This window comes from Jiella sonneratiae (assembly GCF_017353515.1).
GTDB classification, from domain to species: domain Bacteria; phylum Pseudomonadota; class Alphaproteobacteria; order Rhizobiales; family Rhizobiaceae; genus Jiella; species Jiella sonneratiae.
In genome coordinates, this window is sequence record NZ_JAFMPY010000001.1 from 137,991 (window position 1) to 158,475 (window position 20,485).

Here is a 20,485-nt window from a genome sequence, read left to right on the forward strand (position 1 = left end):
CGCATATCGACGCGGCCGCCGCCGGCCGCATTCAGAAGCCGCGCCGCCGCACTATGTCGCCTGCAGGACATGTCGCCGGGAGACGGGAAAGCATTGCAGTTCGATTACGAAAAGTCGATCGACAGCCGGTCGGGCGCGACGCTGCATCTCCGGGTCAAGGAGGCCGAGGGCGCGGCCCGCGGCATCGTCCTCGTCTTTCACGGCCTTGCGGAGCATGCCGGCCGTTACGGCCGCTTCGCAAGCGAGTTGGCGGCGCGCGGATTCCACGTCCTTGCCCACGACCATCGCGGCCACGGCTCGACGGTGGCGCCGGACGCGCCGCTGCGGCGGTTCGCGACGTCCGGCGGGGCCGAGAAGGTCCTGCGGGACTGCCACGCCGTGCATCTCTTCGCGCTGGAGCGGTTCGGCCGCCTGCCGGTCGTCGTCTTCGGCCATTCCCTCGGCGGCACGATCGCGCTGAACTACGGCGAACGCTACGGCCGCGATCTCGCTGGTCTCTGCGTCTGGAACGCCGATGTCTCGCACGGGCTCGAGCGGCGTCTCGGACGTCTCGCGCTCAAGGCCGAAAAGGCGCTGAAGGGATCGGATGTCGGCAGCGACCTGTCGCGCCGCGCGATGTTCGACGCCTGGGGAAAGTCGATTTCGCCGCGCCGCACCGGCTTCGACTGGCTCAGCCATGACGAGGCGGTGGTCGACGCCTATGTGGGCGATCCGCTCTGCGGCTTCGTTCCGACCGTCTCGATGATGGAGGACATCGCGCGGCTGGTCTTCGAAGGCGGCTCGAAGGCGGGGCTGTCGCTGATTCCCCACGGCCTGCCCATCCACCTTCTCGGCGGTTCGGAAGATCCGGCGACGCGGGGCGGCCGGGCGATCGGCGAACTCGCCGAAGCGCTGCACGCGCTCGACTGCGACCGGGTCGAGAGCCTCGTCGTCGAGGGGGCCCGCCACGAGACGCTGCTCGAGACGGAAGTCTATCGCCGGCCCGCCATGGAAAGCCTCTTCGCTTTTCTCGACCGCACCCTGGCGCTCGCCGCGCGACCGGCCGAAGCCTGAGGCCGGCGCCGCCAGCGGGATGAAGTGAGCTTCGCTCATCCTCCCGCTCCATCTTCCTTTTTCGGCTTGATCTCTTCCGAAAGCCGGTTCCCACTTTTCGGGATCATGCTCCAGGCAACCATCCGGCGCCGCAACGCGTCTTTTCGTCATGAGCGAGATCTTCGCAAGCCCCGATCTGCAGACCGCGGCCGTGCAGCTCGTGCGGCTGCTCGCGGCGCTACTCTGTTCGGGCGCCATCGGCTTCGAGCGCGAATGGCGCCATCACTCGGCGGGGCTGCGCACGCATATGCTGGTCGGCGTCGGCGCCTGTCTCTTCACGCTGCTCATGACAATCCTGATCGGCAGCGTCGATGCCGACAGGATCCGGTCGGACCCGCTTCGCGTCGTCGAGGCGGTGACCAGCGGCGTCGCCTTCCTCGCCGCCGGCGCGATCATCCAGTCGCGCGGTAAGGTGCACGGGCTGACGACGGGCGCCTCGCTGTGGCTCGCGGGGGCGATCGGGCTCGCCTGCGGCCTCGGCGAATACATCCTCGCCATCCTCGCGGTGATCGTCACGCTGCTGGTGCTCGCCATCGTCCGGCTGTTCGAACGCTGACGGTCCGGCGGCGGGCGCCGGACGATCAGGCAGGCGGGTCGGGCGCCGCATCTCCCGGCGCGTCGTCGGCAGGCGGCTCCTTTTTGTCGGTCCCGGCCGTTTCGACCGCCGGGATGTCGGGATAGGACGGCGCCGGCGGACCGATGAAGCCGGCGCCGTCGGGGAGCGGCCGAACCAGCCGATAGTGCCGCAATTCCTCGGGCGTCAGGACGTAGAGGCTCGCCGACGGCGTTTCCATCGCCTTGATCCAGAGCGCCGGATCGACGCCCATCTCGGCGAGAAGCGTCTGGCACGCTGCCGTGGTCGCCTGGATCTCGGCGATCGAGCGGTCGACGGTGCTGAGAAGCCCCGGCTCGTCGCCCGAAACCGCGTAGACCTGATGCACGCCGACCCAGGAGCCGGCGCCGGCGCGCCGCGTCAGGCCGCCGGCGAGAACCAGCGGACAGGCCGAGGCGCAGTAGCCGTCGTCCGGCACGCGGGTGGAGATCTTCTGGCTGCGCAGGTCCCGCGCCATGGCGATCGCATCGGCCACCGAACCGCCGGGCGAATGGAGGTAGAGGGTGGTCACCTCGCGGGCCTGCGGCTCCGCCAGAAACTCCCGGAGGGCCTCTGCGGTGCCCGGCTCGATGCGGCCGATGGCGCTCGCCTCGCCCCCCGGCCCGACGAAAAAGCGCATCGGTGCGGCCAGCGCCTCGCCCTCCACCGGCCCGTCATAGCCCGGCAGCGTCGGCACGCCGCGATCCGGGCCGACGGGCATCGTCTTCGGCAGATAGGGGCGGATCTGGTCGCCGGGCTTCGGCGGCCGCAGCGGCAGGGGCTCGGTGCGGCTGAGGCGCGCGCGCTCGGCCGAGGCATCGAGCATCGTTTCGAAATCGAGCGCCACGAGCGCGACGGCGACCCCGACCAGGGCCAGGAAGACGAGGCGCAGGAGCGAGCCTTCCGGCAACGCCACGAACAGCCGCTCGATCCGGCCGGGCGGGGCCTCCTCGCCGATCATCAGGCGGTCCTCCATCCGGAGAGCGGCCTCGCCGCCGCAGCCCCGAACGCAGGATGCGGCGGCGCTGCGCGCGGCGGGAAGGCCGCTTCAGCGAAGGCCCGGAACGGCGACGGGCCGCATCGTCCGGGAGCATGCCGGAGCATCGGCAGGGCTCACCGCGCCGCGGATTTCGGGAACGGCGTCGCCGTGCCGGGCCGATTGCGCTGGACGATGTCGTCCTCTTCGTCGTCCTCGGCCGGCGGCCCGACGATCTCGCCGTAATAGGGTGCCCCGTCTTCCCGCCCGCCGTCATGCTCGGCGGCGCGCAGGCGCTTCTGGATGCGCAGCGCGCGCATCATCTCGGCCGCGCTCATCTCGCCGACCTCGAACTCGTCGCCCTCCTCGCGCCGGATCACGTCCTGCACGATGCACAGGACGAAGATCAGCACGGCGGGCAGAAGGTCGATCGAGATCGCCCCCGCCCAGGAAGGCAGGAAGTCGCGGGCGTAGCGGATGACCGCTTCCGGCGCCGAGAGCGGCGTGAAGCGCAGCGCCTCGACCTTGGGACGGGCGAGGATCTCGTCGGCGGCCGTCGCCAGCGCCTGGCTCTGGGTCTTCACCGCCGCCTCGATGGTGCCGACGACGCGGCTCTGCCGGTCGCGCAGCTCCGCATCGGTGCCGTCGGCGATCGGGGCGATGAAGCTGCGGCCGAGATCCTCGGCGGCGCGGCGGACCGCCGGGGCGACCGAGGTCTGTTCCAGCGAGGTGATCAGCCCCGACAGCGCCACCGCCTCTTCGCCATAGGCATTGGACCGCTCCGCGATCGGGCCGCGCGAGGACACCAGCTTGCGCATCGTCGCGAGATGCTGGCCGCCCTCCTCGAACAGCGTCTTCACCTGGGCGCGCGAGCCCTCGATCTCGGCCTGCAGGCCGGAAAGCTGGTTCGACATCTGGCGCAGCAGCTGGACCACCGTTCCCGACCCCGAGGTGCCGGTGAGGATGCCGGACCGCGCCTCCTGGTCGGAGAGTTCGGAGAAGCGCTGCGAGGCGAGCTGGATGTCCGGCAACAGGCTCTGGGCGGCGAGCGCGTTCTCGTGCGCCTCGTTGAGCTTCTGCTGGTAGGCCTCGGTGGTGACCGACAGGTGCTGCTCCAGCGCCGCGGCGCCGGCGAGCGCCGAGGCGTTGAGCCAGGAGGACATGGCGATGATCATCGCCGAGCCGAGCAGCATGGCGAGATAGAGCATGCCGCGGCCGCTGCGCACATGCGGCATGAAGCGCATGAGATAGGACCAGAAGGCGTAGATCGCGACGGAGACGGCGGAGGAATAGACGACGGCGCCGAGGAACACCGTCGTCTCGTCACCGTCGAGAAGCTCGCGCACGCCGAGATAAGTGTAGACGCCGCTGGCGAGGGCGAGGACGGAAAGCGTGATCCGCGTCGTCGCGTCGAGGCGCGAGACCTGGCCCCGCAAGGTGTAGGACTGCGATGCACCCATTTACGCGGGCTCCCCCTCACGGAACGACGCCGGACAGATCGTCGACGCACCAGGATGTTAACGGGAGATTAAGACTTTCCGTCGACCTGCGTAAGACGCGGGCGGCGGATTTCCCCGATGCCGGTTGCGTGACGGCCCGCCATGGTTAACCGCCGGGCCTGAGGTGCCGGCGCGGCGGCCGCCCTGCGCCCGGCGCATGGGACTTTCGGCCATTATAGAAGCATTCTATCGTGCGTTCGGCAAATGCCGTGCAATTTCCTGCATTTGCGGAGCCGTCAATCGAAATAAGCTATGATCTCCATGCATGGCTGGCATGCCGCTTCGCTCTTTGTTCAGCAATGTTGACGGACTAGTTTCAAACCGGTCGGACGCATCGGCTTCTCCTCCCTGTCGATCGGTCCGGCTGTTTCCTCCCATACGGTCTTTCGAGACCACGCTTCGCCGGGTTCTTCGGAACCCGGCTTTTTCTTTTGGGCGAGGCCGGTCAGGCTCTCCGAATCCGCGCTGCCAACCCTGGATAGGTCGCGGTCATGCGATGAAGTGCCTCGTCAACGGACAAATCGGTGAATTGCAGCGATATCGCAAGGCACCAATTGTTCCGGAAAAGCCGATCTGTTTGGCTGGGCTCTCGTCGCAGCAGCCGCACCAGACGACGGTCTGGCTCGGCTTCCACAGCCACCACGTCGCCCCAAGGGATGAACCGGTCGCCAAACACCATGGGCGCACGCAGTCCGTCTTTTGACAGAACGGCACTGGTACCCGCCACGAACGTGCGGAGCCGGAGCAGCGGCAAGACGGTGACGACGGCGGCGACACTGCCAATGAGGATCGCGTCCACCAAACGACCCGACACCATGGGTGAGAACACGCCGGTCAGTCGTAGATAGAGAACGCTCCACAGAAAGGCGGAAACCGTCAGGCAGCCGACGCAGAGGAGCAGCAAGGCTCCCCTGCGGATCGTAAACCTGTCGTTCTGTCCGACAGGTGTTCGCATTCTCAGTCGAGGCTGCCGCAGAAGCGCTGGATGCGGGCGCAGGCCTCCTCCAGCAGCGACTCGGAAGTCGCGTAGGAAATGCGGAAGTTCGGGCCGAGCCCGAAGGCCGAGCCCTGGACGACCGCGACGCCCTCGGTCTCGAGCAGCTCGGAGACGAAATCCTCGTCGTTCTCGATCACCTTGCCCGACGGAGCCTTCCTGCCGATCAGTCCCTTGCACGAGGGATAGACGTAGAAGGCGCCCTCCGGCGACGGGCATTCGATGCCGCGGGCCTGGTTCAGCATGCCGACGACGAGGTCGCGCCGGCCCTGGAAGATCTCGCGGCTCTTCGGAATGAAGTCCTGCGGCCCGTTCAGCGCCTCCACCGCCGCCCACTGGGCGATCGAGCAGGTGCCCGAAGTCTGCTGGCCCTGGATCATGTCCATCGCCTTGATCAGATGCACCGGCGCCGCGCCGTAGCCGATCCGCCAGCCGGTCATCGCATAGGCCTTCGAGACGCCGTTCATGGTCAGCGTCCGCTCGTAGAGCCCCGGCTCGACCTGGGCCGGCGTCGTGAAGACGAAGTCGCCGTAGACGAGGTGCTCGTACATGTCGTCGGTGAGCACCCAGACGTGCTCGTGGCGCATCAGGACGTCGGCGAGCGCCCGAAGCTCCGCCTCGGTATAGGCGGCGCCCGACGGGTTGGACGGCGAGTTGAACAGGAACCACTTGGTCTTCGGCGTGATCGCCTTTTCCAGGGCTTCCGGCGTCAGCTTGAAATTGTCGGCGAGCCGCGTCTCGACGACAACCGTCTTGCCGCCGCAGATCGAGACCATCTCCGGATAGGACACCCAGTAGGGCGCCGGCACGATGACCTCGTCGCCCGGGTTGAGCGTCGCCATGAAGGCGTTGAACAGGATCTGCTTGCCGCCGGTGCCGACGATGGTCTGCTCCGGCTTGTAGTCGAGGCCGTTCTCGCGCTTGAACTTCGCGGCGATCGCCTGGCGCAGCTCCGGGATGCCGGAGACCGGCGTGTACTTCGTCTCGCCGCGCCGGATCGCTTCGATCGCGGCGTTCTTGATGTTGTCGGGCGTGTCGAAATCCGGTTCGCCGGCCCCCAGGCCGATGACGTCGCGGCCTTTCGCCTTGAGTTCGCGGGCCTTCTGGGTAACGGCGATGGTGGCCGAAGGCTTCACGCGATCGAGGGCGGCGGCAAGAAACGCCATTGTCTGGTCTCCAGTGATAAAGGTTGGACGCGAAAAGGGGCGGGCGTCGGCCCCTTGACAGGCGGGCGGACCCTAGTCCCGACCGATAGAAGGCGCAAGCCGGCGCGAGCGGTCGCGGGCGGGAAGAAACGCCGCGGCGGGGCATCGGACGGGGCGACGCGGCCGGGCCGGGCGAAAGGCCTGTCGCGAGCCGGCCGCAGCGGGTAGGACACGGCATCCGACAGCGAAGAGGGTGCAAGACGCATGAAGGTCTTCTTCTCGAAAACCCAGATGGACCACCGGCCGACGCAATACGGCGTCCACGGCCGTCTGGTGCGGCCGCTGGAGAATCCGGACCGGGCCGCGACCCTGACGCAGAGCCTCGCCCGGCTGGGTCTTGCGATCGAGGAGCCGGCGGCGGCCGAAGCGGCGGCGATCGAGACAATCCATCCGGCGCATTACCGGGCGTTTCTCGAAACCGCCTTCGAGTGCTTCCAGGCGCTGCCGAATGCCGGGCCGGAGGTGCTGCCCAACGTCCACCCGTATTTCGCGACGGCCGTCCCCTATGGCGGCACGCCGCTCGAAAACGGCGCGCGGCCCCGGCCGAAGACGACCGGCATCCTCGGCCAGGCCGGCTGGTATGTCGGCGATCTCTCCTGCGCGATGACCGAAGGCACCGCGCGCGCCGCCCTCGCATCGGCCGCGAGCGCCGTCGCGGCGGCCCGCGCCGTCTTGGCCGGCGAGGACGCGGCCTTCGCCCTCTGCCGGCCTCCCGGCCACCACGCCTATGCCGACCGGGCGTCGGGCTTCTGCTTCTTCAACAATGCGGCGATCGCCGCCGCGCTCTTGCGGGAGCGCTTCGACAAGGTGGCGATCCTCGACTTCGACACCCATCACGGCGACGGGACGCAGACGATCTTCTATGCCCGCGGCGACGTCTTCTTCGGATCGGTCCACACCGATCCGTCGGCCTACTACCCGCATTTCCTCGGCTATGGCGACGAGACCGGCCATGGCGAGGGCGAAGGCTGCAACCTCAACCGGCCGCTTGCCTTCGGCACCGGCGACGCCGGATACGTCGAGGCGGTGGTCGACATCGTCGCGGCGGCCCGGCGCTTCGGCGCCGAGGCGCTGGTCGTCTCGGCCGGGTGGGACGCCCACCGTGACGATCCGTTGTCGAAGCTTGCGGTGAGCGGCGCGGTCTATCCCCGGCTCGGGGAGATGCTGGGCGCCCTGAAGCTGCCGACGGTGATCGTCCAGGAAGGCGGCTATTCGCTCGCAGCCGTTTCGCAGGCGGCGCCCGACTTCGTCTCGGCCTTCATGAGCGCCCGGGGCTGACGCCGGCGGCGTCAGCCCCGGGCGCCGGCCGGCCGCGGCCGACCGGCCCCGGCGCAACGGCTCACCGGTAGGAAATCACCGGGCAGCCATGGAAGCGGGCGAAGCGCACCACCGCGTGGTGCCGGTGCTTGCGGCCGGCAACGGTGATCGAGCGATGGCTGACGTGGCGGACATGGGCATGGCGCAGGCCGAAGCGCCGCGCCTTGTTGAGCGCGTGACCCGGCGTGCAGCCGCGGCGCGACCAGTGGCGGCCGTGATCGCGGCGAGCGTCGTGGCCGCGATGGCGGACGAACTCGATGCCGCCGCTGCCGATCGAGAGGGTGGCGCGGTATTCGGCGGCGGAGGCGGCGCTGGGCGCGGCGACTGCGGCCGAACCGAGGGCGGCTGCGACGCACAGGGCTTTGGCGAATTTTCCGAACATTGGGCTTCTCCTTTGGCTTCGCTCTCCTCGACGTCTTTCGTGCGCCGATGGGGAGAAGATGCCGAAAGGTGGGTGAACCCAGCCGGAATCCGACATTCACGTCGCATTCAGGCCAGCCGCGTCGCAGTGCCCGCGGTTGCGACCGCGCTTCCGCAAGGCCGGCCGGAGGGAACAAGACGTCAGCCGAGCCGACGCATCCAGAACTGCATCGGCTTGTCGGTCTCGGCCGTCTCGCCGATGTCGCGCCAGCGCATGTGCGAGACGAGACCGTCGATCCGCCGGTAGCCGCGCTTCGTCCAGAACGCGTCGAGCGGCTGGTAGCCGCGCGGCTTCGCCGGGTGGTCGTGCGGCCTGACGACGCCGCAGAACGCCGCGACCGAACGGCCCTGGGCGCGGCCGGCGGCCTCTCGCGCCTCGAAGAACCGATGCCCGGCGCCCTGGCCGCGATATTCCGGAAGCAACACCGATTCGGAGAGATAGAACACCTCGTCCGGATCGACGCCCCCGCGCCGGAACGCCTCGGCGAGCTGCGGCTGATGGTCGCCGAGCGGCGCTGCCGTCGCGGCGCCGACGATCGTCCCGTTCCCGGCGCGGGCGATCACGACCACCGCACCCGGCGACCGCGCATAGGTCTCGAGGTAGCGCCGCTCATAGGCCTCGTCGCCGTCGTAGAGATAGGGATAGGCGCGGAAGACGGCGATCCGCAGCCGCGCGAGATCGCCGAGGACGGGGACGTTCGCCGCGCCCGAAAGCACCTCGAAGGAGAGGCCCTTCCCGCCCGCCGGGGCCTCGCCCGTCATGGCCGGGAGACGGCCGCGATCCAGGCCTTCAGATTGTAGTAGGTGGTGACGCGGCAGATCCGGCCGTCCTCCAGCGCGAAGAACTGCCCGGCCGGGATGGAATAGGCCTGGTTCGTCGCCTCCGGCAGGCCGGGCGCCGTTTCGCGGTAGCGCCCGCGCACCGTGAACTCGGCCGCCGCGCGCGTGCCGTCATCCGACGCAAAGACGACGATGTCGGCGAGCGTCTCGTCATAGTGGCGGTGCATCGTCGCCATGAACAGACGAAAGGCGTCCTTGCCGATCTCGCGTCCGCCTTCGTTGACGTCGTGGGCGACGTCCTCGTCGAGGAGCGACAGCATCGTGTCGACGTCGCCGCCGTTGAAGGCTTCGAGATAGCGACGGACGAGGGCTTCGGTCTCGCTGCGGGTCATGGTGCGTCCTTCCGGCGGGGCTGCTGCGGCTCGGCCCCGCCTACAGGATCGGCCGGAAAATCGAAATCGATTTTCCCGCGGCAACGCGCCGTCGAACCGGCGCATCGCGCCACCGCCCTTCTCTGGCACTCGCGACGCCTCAGCTCGAAACGCCGAACACCTCGGCGCAGCGCGAGAAGCTGAAGCCTTCCCCGTCGGTGTCGCGGCTGGTCCGGATATTGGTGATGATACCGCCGGCATCGGTGGTGATCTGCGCCTCGCAGCCGAGCTGTTCCGTCCGCGAGGGCGAAAGCAGCACCTTGCCCGGCGGGGTCGCGTCCATCGCCATGTTGCCGCCGATATTGATGATCGTCGAGCCGCGGCGCTTCTCTTCGTATTCCCGTTCCTGCTTGGTCATGTCGCGATATTGCGCGGACACCGTACGGACAGTCTCGCCGCCGCGCCAGGTGTAGACCGTTCCGCCGCTGTTCAGCGGGAAGGAGCTGCTGGGCGGGCCGTATTGCGAGAAGAAGGCGTCGCTCTGCTGGCCGATCCAGCGGCCCTGGATCGCCTGGTTCGCCTCCTCTGTCGTCGTGCAGCCGGAAAGAAGGCCGAAAGCCAGGATTGACGTCGTCGCGATTCGTTTCATCGGTTTCCCCCATCCGCGGTTGCTGCGCCCCCAGAGGCCGCCGGCAGCCGGGCTATTGGACGGGCGGGGACGGAAGTCCATGACTGAGCGTCTCAATCGAACGCCCGCGCGACGTGCGAGATCGACGCGTCAGAGCCGGTCCGCGTGCCGCGACGGCGTTTGCGCGTCGCCGGACGTCTGGCCGCACCGTTCTTCGAGATCGGCGAGGATCGACCCGACGACGTCCCCGACCGGGCCGGCGCCGGCAATCCGCGTCCAGGCGATGCGGCCGCGGTCGTGCGCGAGCTGCCGCCTGACGACGTCCGCCGTCGCGTCGGACGGGTCGTTGCGCCGCGCTTCGACGCGGCGGAGCAGTTCGTCCTCCGGCACGTCGAGCCAGTATCCGGAAAAGCCGACGCCGACGCGCTCCGCCGCCCGCTCGATCGCGGCGCGCTCCTCCTCGGTGGAGAAGGTCGCGTCTGCGACGACGGCATGGCCGACGGCAAGGACGGCCTCGGAACGCTGCGAAAGCTCGCCGTAGACGGCGTGGGTGACCTCGCTCCCATAGGCCTCGGCGCCGAGGCGGGTCTCGGCCGGAACGCCGAAGCGCGCCTTGCGCAAGCGGTCGCTGGAGAGCGTCCGGGCACCGGGGGCCGGCCCGATCTCCGGGGCGATCGCCCGCGCGACGGTCGACTTGCCCGAGCCCGAAAGGCCGCCGACGGCGACGAAAAGTGGCGGCTGGCGCTCGAGCAGCGCGGCCGCGAGCCGGAAATAGCCCTCAGCTTCCGCCCGCTTTTCGTCGGCGCCCTCCGCCGCCTCGGACGCGGCCGTCGCGGCCACATGGGCGCGCACCGCCGCGCGGACGGCCATGAAGAACGGGACGGCGGCGAGCCCTTGCTCGTCGCCGGTCAGATCGAGATAGCGGTTGAGGACGAGGTTGGCGTGGCCGCGAAGATCGCGGTGCCAGAGATCCATGAGCAGGAAGGCAAGATCGTAGAGGACGTCGGTGGTGCCGAGTTCCTCGTCGAATTCGAGGCAGTCGAAGAGCGTCGGCTCGCCGTCGAAGAGGCAGATGTTTTTGAGGTGGAGGTCACCATGACAGCGGCGGATCATCCCCTCGCGGCCTCGCCGGTCGAGGAGGTCAGCCAGTCCGGCGTGCTTCTCGCGAAAGCGGGCGTTGAACTTCTCGACCGCTTCTTCCGTGAAGACGTCGCCGCCAGCGATCGCCGCCTCGTTGACGTCAAGGACGCCAGCCATATGCGCGGCGCCATCATCCCTCGGCTGCGCCTCAATGCCCTGGTGAAACTCCGCAATCTGCCGCGCCAGCGTCTCCATCAGGTCGTTTGTCAGATTTCCGGCGACCGCCATGCGGTCGAACAGCGTCTCCTCGTCGAAACGGGCCATTTCGACCACCACGTCGACGAGATCGCCTTCGCCGTCGAGGCCGAGCCCGCCCGCCCCGCTCCGGGTGATCCGCCGCACCCCGCGATAGAGCTTCGGCGCCGTCCGCCGGTTCAGCTCGACCTCGCGCTCGGCCGCCCGCAGCCGCCGTTCCGGGGTCGAGAAATCGACATAGGGGCGCTTCACCGCCCGTTTCAGCTTCAAAACGGCGGAGGGCCCGAGGAGGAGATGCGAGATGTGGGTCGTGACCTCCTTTACGCCGGCAGGATCCCCGCCGAGCAGCCCGCCCGCCTTCAGGAAGGCGACGACCGCGCTCTGGTCGGTGTCGGTGGTCAAGAGCCGTCTCCTTCCCGCATTCGGGCCCGCTTCCCGGGCCCGAGCCTTAGCCCGCCTCGCCGCTCGCCCGCCCGACGTTTCCTCGCGGAACCGCAATGCCGTGTCCTTGACCCCGATCAACGCGCTTGCCGCCGGACCCGCTATTCCTCCGACCATTCGGGAATGGAGGGAGCCGGGATGGCGGCATGGCATTGGACACCGACCGCGGCGACGGGAACGGCCCTGGCGCTGCTAGCGGGGCTCGCGGGCGGAGACGCGGCGGCCTGGGCGCAGGAGGCGTCCGCACTCGCAGCGGGGCAACAACTCGTCGAGGCGAACTGTTCCCGCTGCCATGCCGTGGCCCGGACCGGCGACAGTCCGAACCCCAGGGCGCCCGCCTTCAGGACGCTGTCGCAGCGCTATCCCGTCGCCGAGCTGGAGGAAGCCCTCGTCGAAGGCATCTCGACGGGCCATCCGCAGATGCCCGAATTTGCCTTCGACCCGACGGAGGCGGCGGCGATCATCGCCTATCTGAAGAGCATTCAGCAACCGTGAGCCGGGCTGCGCCGCTCCGCTACTCCGCGGCGGCGCTTTCGGCGTCGCCCGAAAACAGGAACCCGCCGCTCTGCCGCCGCCACAGGCTGGCATAAAGGCCGTTCATCGCCAAAAGCGTCGCGTGATCGCCCTCCTCGACGATCGCGCCCTCGTCGAGCACGATCAGCCGGTCCATCGCCGCGATGGTGGACAGGCGATGGGCGATGGCGATCACCGTCTTGCCCGCCATCATCCGGGTGAGATTGTCCTGGATCGCCGCCTCGACCTCGGAATCGAGCGCCGACGTCGCCTCGTCGAGAACGAGGATCGGCGCGTCCTTCAGAAGCACCCGGGCGATGGCGATCCGCTGGCGCTGGCCGCCGGAAAGCTTGATGCCCCGTTCGCCGACATGGGCCGCGTAGCCGGTGCGCCCCTTCGGATCGCGCAGCGTCGGGATGAAGCCCTCGGCATTCGCCCGCTCGGCCGCGAGCAGCACGTCCTCGTCCTCGGCGTCGGGACGGCCGAAGGCGATGTTGTCGCGGATCGAGCGGTGCAGCAGCGAGGTGTCCTGGGTGACGACGCCGATCGCCGCCCGCAGCGAATCCTGCGTCACGCCGGCGATGTCCTGGCCGTCGATCAGGATGCGGCCGCCTTCGAGGTCGTAGAGCCGCAGGAGCAGGTTGACGAGGGTGGTCTTGCCGGCGCCGGAGCGGCCGACGAGGCCGACCTTCTCGCCGGGCCTGATGTCGAGCGACAGGCGGGAGATGACGCCGCTTCCCTTGCCGTAGTGGAAGGTGACGTCGTCGTAGCGGATCGCGCCGCGCGTCGCGACGAGCGGCCTCGCCTCGGGCGAATCGACCAGCGTCGGCAGCCGCGTCACGGTGGCGACGGCGTCCTGGATGGTGCCGTAGTTCCTGACGAGGCCGTTGATGTTGAACATCATCCAGCCGGACATCTGGTTGAGCCGAAGGACGAGGCCGAGCGCGGTGGCAACGCCGCCCGCCGACGTCGCCCCGGCCTGCCATCCGACGACCGCGATGACGCCGATGCCGGTCATCATCAGGCCGTTGAGGATGTTGACCGCGGTGCGCACCTCGGTGATCGCCCGCGTCGCCTGGCGGGTGGTGTCGACGAGATAGGTGAAACCGTCCTTGACGAAGGCGTCCTCGCGCCGTGACGAATCGAACAGCTTGACCGACAGGATGTTGGTGAAGCTGTCGACGACGCGGCCGGAGACCACCGACCGCGCATCGGCCGAGGCGCGGCCGTAGCGGCGGATCTTCGGCAGGAGGGCGTAGACGATCCACGCATAGCCGGCGACCCAGAGGGCGAGCACCAGCGACATGCGCCAGTCGATGGCGCCGAGGATGGTGATCGTCAGGAAGATGAAGGTGACGAAGGACCAGAATGTCTGGAGGACGGTGGTGATGAAATCGCCGGTCGCCATGCCGACCTGCTGAACCTTCTGGGCAAGCCGGCCGGCGAAGTCGTTCTGGAAGAAGGTGTAGGCCTGCTCCATCAGCCGGCGATAGCTCTGCCAGCGGATGCGGTTGTAGAAGCTCGGGCTGATCACCTGCTCCTCCAGCACCGATGAGGCAAAGAGGATCAGCGCCCGGCCGACCAGCGTTACGAAGAGCAGGCCGGCGATCAGCCAGAAGTGGTCGCGAAGCAGGGTGTCGGGCGTCGAGCGGTTGAGCGCGTCGACCAGCCAGCCGACGCCGGTGAACAGCACCGCCTCGATGCCGCCGGTCAGGCCGCCGACGATCAGGAGGCCGATCAGCGGCCACTTCGCCTGCTTGGCGAAGTGCCAGATGAAGGCGTTGGTCTGCGCCGGCAGCGGCGCCAGATGGCCGCTGCGATAGACGCCGTCCGGGCCTTTCGCGTCAGCGTCCTCGAACGGGTCGAGGATGGTCTCGAAACGCTTGAGCAGACGTTCCATCATTCGGCGGCTCGCATGCTGGGCGCCTCGTCCTTAGCGCCGGTCCCCGTCGTCGGCGCGTCGCTTTCACCTGACTCCTCGCCGTCGCCGGCGGCGAGGAATCCGCCGACCTGCCGCGACCAGAGATGCGCATAGAGCCCGCCGCGCGCGACGAGTTCGGCGTGGCTCCCCTGCTCGACGATCGCGCCCTTGTCGAGCACCACCAGGCGGTCCAGCGCGGCGATGGTCGACAGGCGATGGGCGACGGCGATCACGGTCTTGCCCTCCATCAGCCGGTAGAGATTTTCGGCGATCGCCGCCTCGATCTCGGAATCGAGCGCCGAGGTCGCCTCGTCGAGCAGGAGGATCGGCGCGTCCTTCAGCATGACACGGGCGATCGCGATGCGCTGGCGCTGGCCGCCGGAGAGCTTGACGCCGCGCTCGCCGACCTCGGCGTCGAGCCCGGTGCGGCCGTCGCGGTCGCGCAGCTCGCCGACGAACTCGCCCGCCTCCGCCCGCTCGATCGCCCGCATCAGCGCCGCCTCGCCGGCGTCCGGCCGGCCGTAGAGAACGTTGTCGCGGATCGAGCGGTGCAGCAGCGAGGTATCCTGTGTCACCATGCCGATTTTCTCGCGCAGCGATTCCTGCGGCACGTCGCGGATGTCCGTTCCGTCGATCAGGATGCGCCCCGCCTCGACGTCGTGAAAGCGCATCAGAAGGTTGAGGATCGTCGACTTGCCCGCCCCGGACCGGCCGACGAGGCCGACCTTCTCGCCCGGCCGGATGGCGAGGTCGAATTCGCGCAGCACGCCGCCGCCCTTGCCGTAGTGGAACGACACCTTTTCGAAGCGGATCTCGCCCGTCGGCACCGCCAGCGGCGGCGCCTCCGGCCTGTCGGTGATGGCGTGCGGGATCTGCAGCGTCGCCATGCCGTCGCGGATCGTGCCGATGTTCTCGAAGAGGCCCGAGACCTCCCACATGATCCACTGCGACATGCCGTGGATCCTCAGGACCAGCCCGACCGATGCGGCGATGGCGCCGACGGTCACGAGATCGTTGGTCCACAGCGCGATGCCCGCGGCGCCGACCGCGAACAGCAACAGCGAATTCAGCGTCTGGAGACAGGTGACGAAGAGCGTGACCAGCCGGCCCTGGCCGTAGACCGTCGCCAGGAAGCCGGCCATGGACGCCCGGGCGTAGTCCGCCTCGCGGCGCGTGTGGGCGAAGAGCTTGACCGTCTGGACGTTGGCATAGGCGTCGACGATGCGGCCGGTCATCTCGGCGCGGGCATCCGCCTGCCGCTCGGCCACCCGGTCGAGCCGCGGAATGAAATAGCGCAGCATGACGGCATAAAGGCCGAGCCAGCCGAGAAACGGCAGCGCCAGCTTCCAGTCCGACGCGGCGGCGAGCACCACGACGCCGCTGAAATACACCGCGACGTAGAGAAAGACGTCGATCGACTTCGTCGCCGTCTCGCGCACGGCGAGTGCCGTCTGCATCAGCTTCTGCGACACCCGCCCGGCGAACTCGTCCTGGAAGAAGCCGAGCGAGTGGCCGAGCAGCCAGCGATGCATCACGTAGCGAAAGCGCATCGGAAAATTGCCGAACAGCGCCTGGAAGCTGACGAGGCCGTCGAGGAGCTGCAGGCCCGGCAGGGCGACGACGACGACGAAGCCGATCAGTGCGAGCTGCCAGCCGCGCTCGGCGAGGAGCGCCTCCTTCGGCGTTTCGGCGAACCAGTCGACGATCGAGCCGAGGAAGCCGAAGAGCGAGACCTCGATGACGGAGATCGCCGCGGTGAAGACGGCCATCGCGGCGAGCAGCGGCCAGACCGGCCGCGCGAAGAACCACAGAAAGGCGAACAGGCCGGAGGGAGGCGCACGCGGCGCCTCGTCCGGAAACGGATCGACCAGTTTCTCGAATGTCGAGAACATTCACGAATTCCTGATGTTTCGCGCCGCAATGCGACGCGCCGGCAGGACCTTGCGGTGGCCCTTCGGGATGAGGTGGCCGCGGAACCGGCTCAGTGGATCGAATCCGGCATCAAAGCCCCCGTCGGGGCGTGTCTCGGATCCAATGTCGAATTCCAAAAATCCACGCGAATCATAGACTTGACGAGTGGCCATGCGATACCGGCATCGGCCGAACGGTCTCCCCGTGACAGTACCTGATGCCGGCATCGGACCGGTAGCGGCAGATATAAGACCGGAGCGGCCGAAAATCAGGTGGCTCTGGCGAGACGCGCGTCAGTCGGCGCCGGCCGCCCGCCCGCCGGCGGCCGGCGCCGAACCGCGATCAGAGGAAATTGTCCACAGAACATCCGGCGATCCAAGCCGAGAGGCAAGTCGCTGAATTTCGACCGTGTTTTACCCGAAACCCGCGACCCGCGGAACGGCTGACTGACGCGTGGGCATGTTCGGTTCCTGGGCAATCCCCTCTGGACACCCGGGGGCGAATTGGAACAATTGGCAACTCCAAATGCACGCTCGGATGCATCGAACCAACCGCGGGGCAAGATCGATGGGCTTTTCGTTCCGGACCTTCACCAGCGCGCTCGCGCTCTCGACCCTCCTGGCGATGGGCGCGGCCCATGCCAAGGAACTCGTCATGTACAACGGCGGCGACGTGACCTCGCTCGACCCGCACAAGCTGTCCGGCGACTGGGAGGACCGCGTCGAGGGCGACATCTTCGAGGGCCTGTTCACCGAAGACGCCAAGGCCAAGCCGATCCCCGGCGTCGCGGAAAGCTACAAGACCTCCGAGGACGGCCTGACCTGGACCTTCAAGCTGCGCGACGACGCCGCATGGTCGGACGGCGAGCCGGTGACGGCCGAGGACTTCGTCTTCGCCTTCAAGCGGCTGATGGACCCGAAGACCGCGGCGCAATACGCCTATCTGCAGTATCCGATCAAGAATGCCGAGAAGATCAACAAGGGCGAGATCAAGGATCTCGACCAGCTCGGCGTGAAGGCGGTCGACGACAAGACGCTCGAGATCACCCTCGAGCATCCGATCCCCTATTATCCGAGCCTCCTCACCCACTACACCGCCTATCCGGTGCCGAAGCACCTGATCGACAAGGTCGGCGACGCCTGGGTGCAGATCGGCAACATCGTCACCGACGGCCCCTACAAGCCGGTCGAGTGGGTTCCGGGCAGCCACGTCCTGACCGCGAAGAACGAACACTGGCACGGCGGCAAGGAAAAGCTCGACATCGACGGCGTGCGATTCCTGTCGATGGAGGACGTCTCCGCCGGGTTCCGCCGCTATCAGGCCGGCGAGATCGACCTGATGACCGACTATCCGAAGGACCAGTTCAAGTTCATCCAGGAGAACCTGCCGGGACAGGGCCATTTCGCGCCCTTCGCCGGGCTCTACTACTACGTCTTCAACACCTCCAAGCCGCCCTTCGACGACGCCAAGGTGCGCGAGGCGCTGTCGCTCGCGACCTATCGCGAGGTGATCGGTCCGAAGGTGCTCGGCTCTGGCGAGCCGGCGGCCTTCGGCTGGGTGCCGCCGGGCATGAACAACTACCCCGAGGAGGGCGCGCGCTTCGACTGGGCGAAGGACCCCTATCCGCAGCGGGTGGAGAAGGCGAAGGAGCTGTTGAAGCAAGCCGGCTACGGCCCCGACAAGCCGCTCGACATCACGCTCTCCTACAACACCTCCGACAATCACAAGCGCATCGCCGTGGCCATCGCCGCCATGTGGAAGCCGCTCGGGATCAACGTCAGCCTCGTCAACACCGAGGTGAAGGTGCACTACGCCAATCTGCGCCAGGGCGACTTCCAGGTCGCCCGCGCCGGCTGGCTCGCCGACTTCAACGACCCCGTGAACTTCCTCGACCTCCTGAAATCCGGGATCGAGATGAACTACGGCCGCTGGTCGAACGAGGAGTACAATTCGCTGCTCGACAAGGCCAGCACGACGCAGGACCTCGAAAAACGCGCCGGCATCCTCGAACAGGCGGAGAAGATCGCGCTCGACGACGACGCGGCGCTGCCGATCTACTTCTACCTGTCGGAGAACATCGTCTCGCCGAAGATCAAGGGCTTCGAGGACAACGTCTTCGACAAGCACCGCACGCGCTGGCTGTCGATGACCGAGTAGGTCGGCACCAGGCCGGGCTTTCCGGCCGCCGCCGCCCGCCGTCGAAGCACCGCACCGGGGCCGCCAACGAGCCCCGGGCGTTTCCAGAGAAACGATCCTGACATGCTGAGCTTCGTCCTGAAGCGGCTGGCCTCGACGATCCCGGTCATCCTGATCGCGATCACCGCCTGCTTCTTCGTCCTCAGGCTGGCGCCGGGCGGGCCGTTCGACCAGGAACGGGCGCTGCCGCCCGAGGTCATGGCCAACCTGCGCGCCTACTACCATCTCGACGATCCGCTGATCGTCCAGTACCTGCGCTATCTCGGCCGTCTCGCCCAGCTCGACCTCGGCCCTTCCTTCGTCACCAAGGATTTCACCGTCGCACGGCAGATCGGCATCGGCCTGCCCTACACGCTGATCCTCGGCGGCTCGGCCTTTCTCCTCGCCATCGTCGGCGGGGTGATCGCCGGGATCTACGGCGCGCTCTATCACAACCGCTCCGGCGACTGGGCGATCGCGGCGATCGCCATGACCGGGCTCGTCGTGCCGAACTTCCTTGTCGCGCCGATCCTGCAGCTGGTCTTCGGCGTCCGGCTCGGCTGGCTGCCGGTCGGCGGCTGGGGCGACGGCTCGCTGCGCTTCCTGCTCCTGCCGGTGATCGTGCTCGCCCTGCCCCACATCGCCCGCATCTCCCGGCTGATGCGCGGCTCGCTGATCGAGACGATGAATTCGAACTTCATCAAGACCGCGACGGCGAAGGGCATCGGGCGCCGGCGGGTGGTGCTGAAGCACGCGCTGCGACCGGCGCTGACGCCGGTCGTCTCCTATCTCGGTCCGGCCGCCGGCTATCTCCTCACCGGCTCGATCGTCGTCGAACAGATCTTCGGCATTCCCGGCATCGGCCGCTACTTCGTCAACGCCGCGCTCAACCGCGACTACGGCATGGTGCTCGGCACGGTGATCTTCTACATGGCGCTGATCGTTCTCCTGAACCTTCTCGTCGACCTCGCCTATGCCTGGCTCGATCCGAAGGTGCGGCAGCGATGACCCTCTACGCGGACAAGCGCCGGGCGCTGGAAGAGGCGTTTGCGGAGCGTGACGCGGAAATGCCCCGCGGCAAGCCGCGCTCCGTCACCCGCGACGCGCTCCGCCGTCTCAAGGCGAACAAGGCGGCGATGACGGCGCTGGTCGTCTTCGCCCTGATCGTCCTTGCGGCTATCGTCGGCCCCTATCTCATCCCCTACGACTACGAGACGCCCGACTGGAACGCCTTCACCGCGCCGCCGTCGCTCGAGACCGGCCACTATTTCGGCACCGACCAGAACGGCCGCGACCTTCTCGCCCGCGTCCTCTACGGCACGCGCGTCTCGCTGCTCGTCGCCGTCATCGCCACCACCGTGTCGGTGGTGGTCGGCGTCCTCTACGGGGCGGTGTCCGGCTTCGTCGGCGGCCGGGTCGATTCGGCGATGATGCGCTTCGTCGACGTCATGTATGCGCTTCCCTACATCCTCTTCGTCATCCTCCTGATGGTGATGTTCGGGCGGAACGTCTTCCTGCTGTTTGCGGCGATCGGCCTTCTCGAATGGCTTACCATGGCCCGGATCGTCCGCGGCCAGACCCTGTCCCTGAAGGAAAAGGAGTTCGTCGAGGCCGCGCGGGCCGCCGGCGTTGCGACCTTTCCGATCATCCTGCGCCACATCGTGCCGAACCTCCTCGGCCCGGTGGTGATCTACGCCTCGCTCACCGTGCCGGAGATCGTCATCACCGAGAGCTTCCTGTCCTATCTCGGCTTCGGCGTGCAGGAACCGCTGACCTCGCTCGGCACGCTGATCTCGGAGGGGACCGACGCGCTCGGCGCCGCCGACTGGCTGCTGCTGTTTCCAGGCGGCGTGCTCGTGACCATGCTGCTCGCCCTCGCCTTCATCGGCGACGGCCTGCGCGACGCCTTCGACCCGAAGGACCGGTGATGCCTCTGCACCCCTCTCCAAATGTCGAAATCGGGGCGGCGTCCCTCGGTGCAGGAGCTTCGGCGATTGGCCATGGCATGTTCGCTTCGTCATCCCGGCCCCCGAGCCGGGATCCATTCCAAACCGCCAACGCCGCCGACAGCATTGACGGCGAGGCTCGCTCGTTCGACGATTTGGAATGGATCCCGGGTCAAGCCCGGGATGACGACTTGGAGGAGAGCCGGCGCCCCTTCTGCACAAGTAGCGAAGAGCCGCAAGCCGCGACCGCTTTCGGCGCCGGCGCTTCGATAGCAAGCCGCCGCAATTCCGCCTTGTCATCCCGGCCCCCGAGCCGGGATCCATTCCAAACCGCACAAGTTGCCGAAAGCATTGACGACGAGGCTCGCT

General features: G+C 68.0%; 18 protein-coding genes. 7 read left to right on the forward strand and 11 right to left on the reverse strand.

Going from position 1 to position 20,485, the window contains the following annotated elements; genetic code table 11:
- Positions 1-93: 93 nt before the first annotated feature.
- Positions 94-1,053 (forward strand): alpha/beta fold hydrolase, encoded by a 960-nt coding sequence (locus tag J1C47_RS00580; RefSeq protein ID WP_245396279.1) that lies wholly within the window; start codon positions 94-96, stop codon positions 1,051-1,053.
- A gap of 148 nt (positions 1,054-1,201) precedes the next feature.
- Complete coding sequence (locus J1C47_RS00585; protein ID WP_207348771.1) at positions 1,202-1,648, forward strand: MgtC/SapB family protein; 447 nt, start codon at positions 1,202-1,204, stop codon at positions 1,646-1,648.
- Positions 1,649-1,673: 25 nt separating this feature from the next.
- Here the strand turns inward: J1C47_RS00585 and J1C47_RS00590 are convergent, their stop codons facing one another.
- The 4 genes from J1C47_RS00590 to J1C47_RS00605 form a co-directional block, all read right to left on the reverse strand.
- Complete coding sequence (locus J1C47_RS00590) at positions 1,674-2,645, reverse strand: COG3904 family protein (protein WP_207348772.1); 972 nt, start codon at positions 2,643-2,645, stop codon at positions 1,674-1,676.
- Positions 2,646-2,797: 152 nt separating this feature from the next.
- The gene (locus tag J1C47_RS00595; RefSeq protein ID WP_207348773.1) at positions 2,798-4,120 is read right to left on the reverse strand and encodes a hypothetical protein; all 1,323 of its coding nucleotides are present in this window, start codon (positions 4,118-4,120) and stop codon (positions 2,798-2,800) included.
- Positions 4,121-4,604: 484 nt separating this feature from the next.
- Positions 4,605-5,063, reverse strand: coding sequence for a PH domain-containing protein (locus J1C47_RS00600; RefSeq protein ID WP_207348774.1), 459 nt, complete (start codon positions 5,061-5,063; stop codon positions 4,605-4,607).
- A gap of 53 nt (positions 5,064-5,116) precedes the next feature.
- A complete protein-coding gene (locus tag J1C47_RS00605; RefSeq protein WP_207348775.1) occupies positions 5,117-6,319 on the reverse strand; it encodes a pyridoxal phosphate-dependent aminotransferase in 1,203 nt (400 codons plus the stop codon).
- A 243-nt stretch (positions 6,320-6,562) separates the two neighbouring features.
- Here J1C47_RS00605 and J1C47_RS00610 point away from each other — a divergent pair, with 243 nt between their 5' ends.
- On the forward strand, positions 6,563-7,636 hold the full coding sequence (locus J1C47_RS00610; RefSeq protein ID WP_207348776.1) for a histone deacetylase family protein: 1,074 nt from the start codon (positions 6,563-6,565) through the stop codon (positions 7,634-7,636).
- 61 nt (positions 7,637-7,697) lie between these two features.
- Here J1C47_RS00610 and J1C47_RS00615 read toward each other — a convergent pair whose 3' ends face one another.
- The 5 genes from J1C47_RS00615 to J1C47_RS00635 all read right to left on the reverse strand — a co-directional run bounded on the left by J1C47_RS00615 (position 7,698) and on the right by J1C47_RS00635 (position 11,611).
- Positions 7,698-8,057: a hypothetical protein gene (locus J1C47_RS00615; protein ID WP_207348777.1), complete on the reverse strand. Its 360-nt coding sequence runs from the start codon at positions 8,055-8,057 to the stop codon at positions 7,698-7,700.
- Between the two features lie 179 nt (positions 8,058-8,236).
- Positions 8,237-8,857, reverse strand: coding sequence for a GNAT family N-acetyltransferase (locus J1C47_RS00620; protein ID WP_207348778.1), 621 nt, complete (start codon positions 8,855-8,857; stop codon positions 8,237-8,239).
- Positions 8,854-9,267 carry a ketosteroid isomerase-related protein gene (locus J1C47_RS00625; RefSeq protein WP_207348779.1) on the reverse strand — a complete coding sequence of 138 codons (414 nt, stop codon included), beginning with the start codon at positions 9,265-9,267 and terminating at the stop codon, positions 8,854-8,856. Before J1C47_RS00625 ends, J1C47_RS00620 begins: the two co-directional genes overlap by 4 nt.
- Positions 9,268-9,406: 139 nt before the next feature.
- Entirely contained in the window at positions 9,407-9,895 is a 489-nt protein-coding gene (locus J1C47_RS00630) for a BrnT family toxin (RefSeq protein ID WP_207348780.1), read from the reverse strand.
- Positions 9,896-10,024: 129 nt separating this feature from the next.
- Positions 10,025-11,611, reverse strand: a complete 1,587-nt coding sequence (locus J1C47_RS00635) for a bifunctional aminoglycoside phosphotransferase/ATP-binding protein (protein WP_245396280.1) — start codon at positions 11,609-11,611, stop codon at positions 10,025-10,027.
- A gap of 177 nt (positions 11,612-11,788) precedes the next feature.
- Between J1C47_RS00635 and J1C47_RS00640 the strand changes: the two genes are divergently transcribed.
- A complete protein-coding gene (locus J1C47_RS00640; RefSeq protein WP_207348782.1) occupies positions 11,789-12,145 on the forward strand; it encodes a c-type cytochrome in 357 nt (118 codons plus the stop codon).
- A gap of 19 nt (positions 12,146-12,164) precedes the next feature.
- Here the strand turns inward: J1C47_RS00640 and J1C47_RS00645 are convergent, their stop codons facing one another.
- Entirely contained in the window at positions 12,165-14,066 is a 1,902-nt protein-coding gene (locus J1C47_RS00645) for an ABC transporter ATP-binding protein (RefSeq protein WP_207348783.1), read from the reverse strand.
- A complete protein-coding gene (locus J1C47_RS00650) occupies positions 14,063-15,976 on the reverse strand; it encodes an ABC transporter ATP-binding protein (RefSeq protein WP_207348784.1) in 1,914 nt (637 codons plus the stop codon). The genes J1C47_RS00645 and J1C47_RS00650 overlap by 4 nt, the downstream gene beginning before the upstream one ends.
- A 586-nt stretch (positions 15,977-16,562) precedes the next feature.
- On the opposite strand from J1C47_RS00650, the gene J1C47_RS00655 reads away from it, so the two are divergent.
- The 3 genes from J1C47_RS00655 to J1C47_RS00665 all read left to right on the forward strand — a co-directional run bounded on the left by J1C47_RS00655 (position 16,563) and on the right by J1C47_RS00665 (position 20,098).
- Positions 16,563-18,152, forward strand: coding sequence for a peptide ABC transporter substrate-binding protein (locus J1C47_RS00655; RefSeq protein WP_207348785.1), 1,590 nt, complete (start codon positions 16,563-16,565; stop codon positions 18,150-18,152).
- Between the two features lie 102 nt (positions 18,153-18,254).
- Positions 18,255-19,178, forward strand: coding sequence for an ABC transporter permease subunit (locus J1C47_RS00660; protein WP_207348786.1), 924 nt, complete (start codon positions 18,255-18,257; stop codon positions 19,176-19,178).
- On the forward strand, positions 19,175-20,098 hold the full coding sequence (locus J1C47_RS00665; protein WP_207348787.1) for an ABC transporter permease: 924 nt from the start codon (positions 19,175-19,177) through the stop codon (positions 20,096-20,098). Before J1C47_RS00660 ends, J1C47_RS00665 begins: the two co-directional genes overlap by 4 nt.
- Positions 20,099-20,485: the final 387 nt, after the last annotated feature.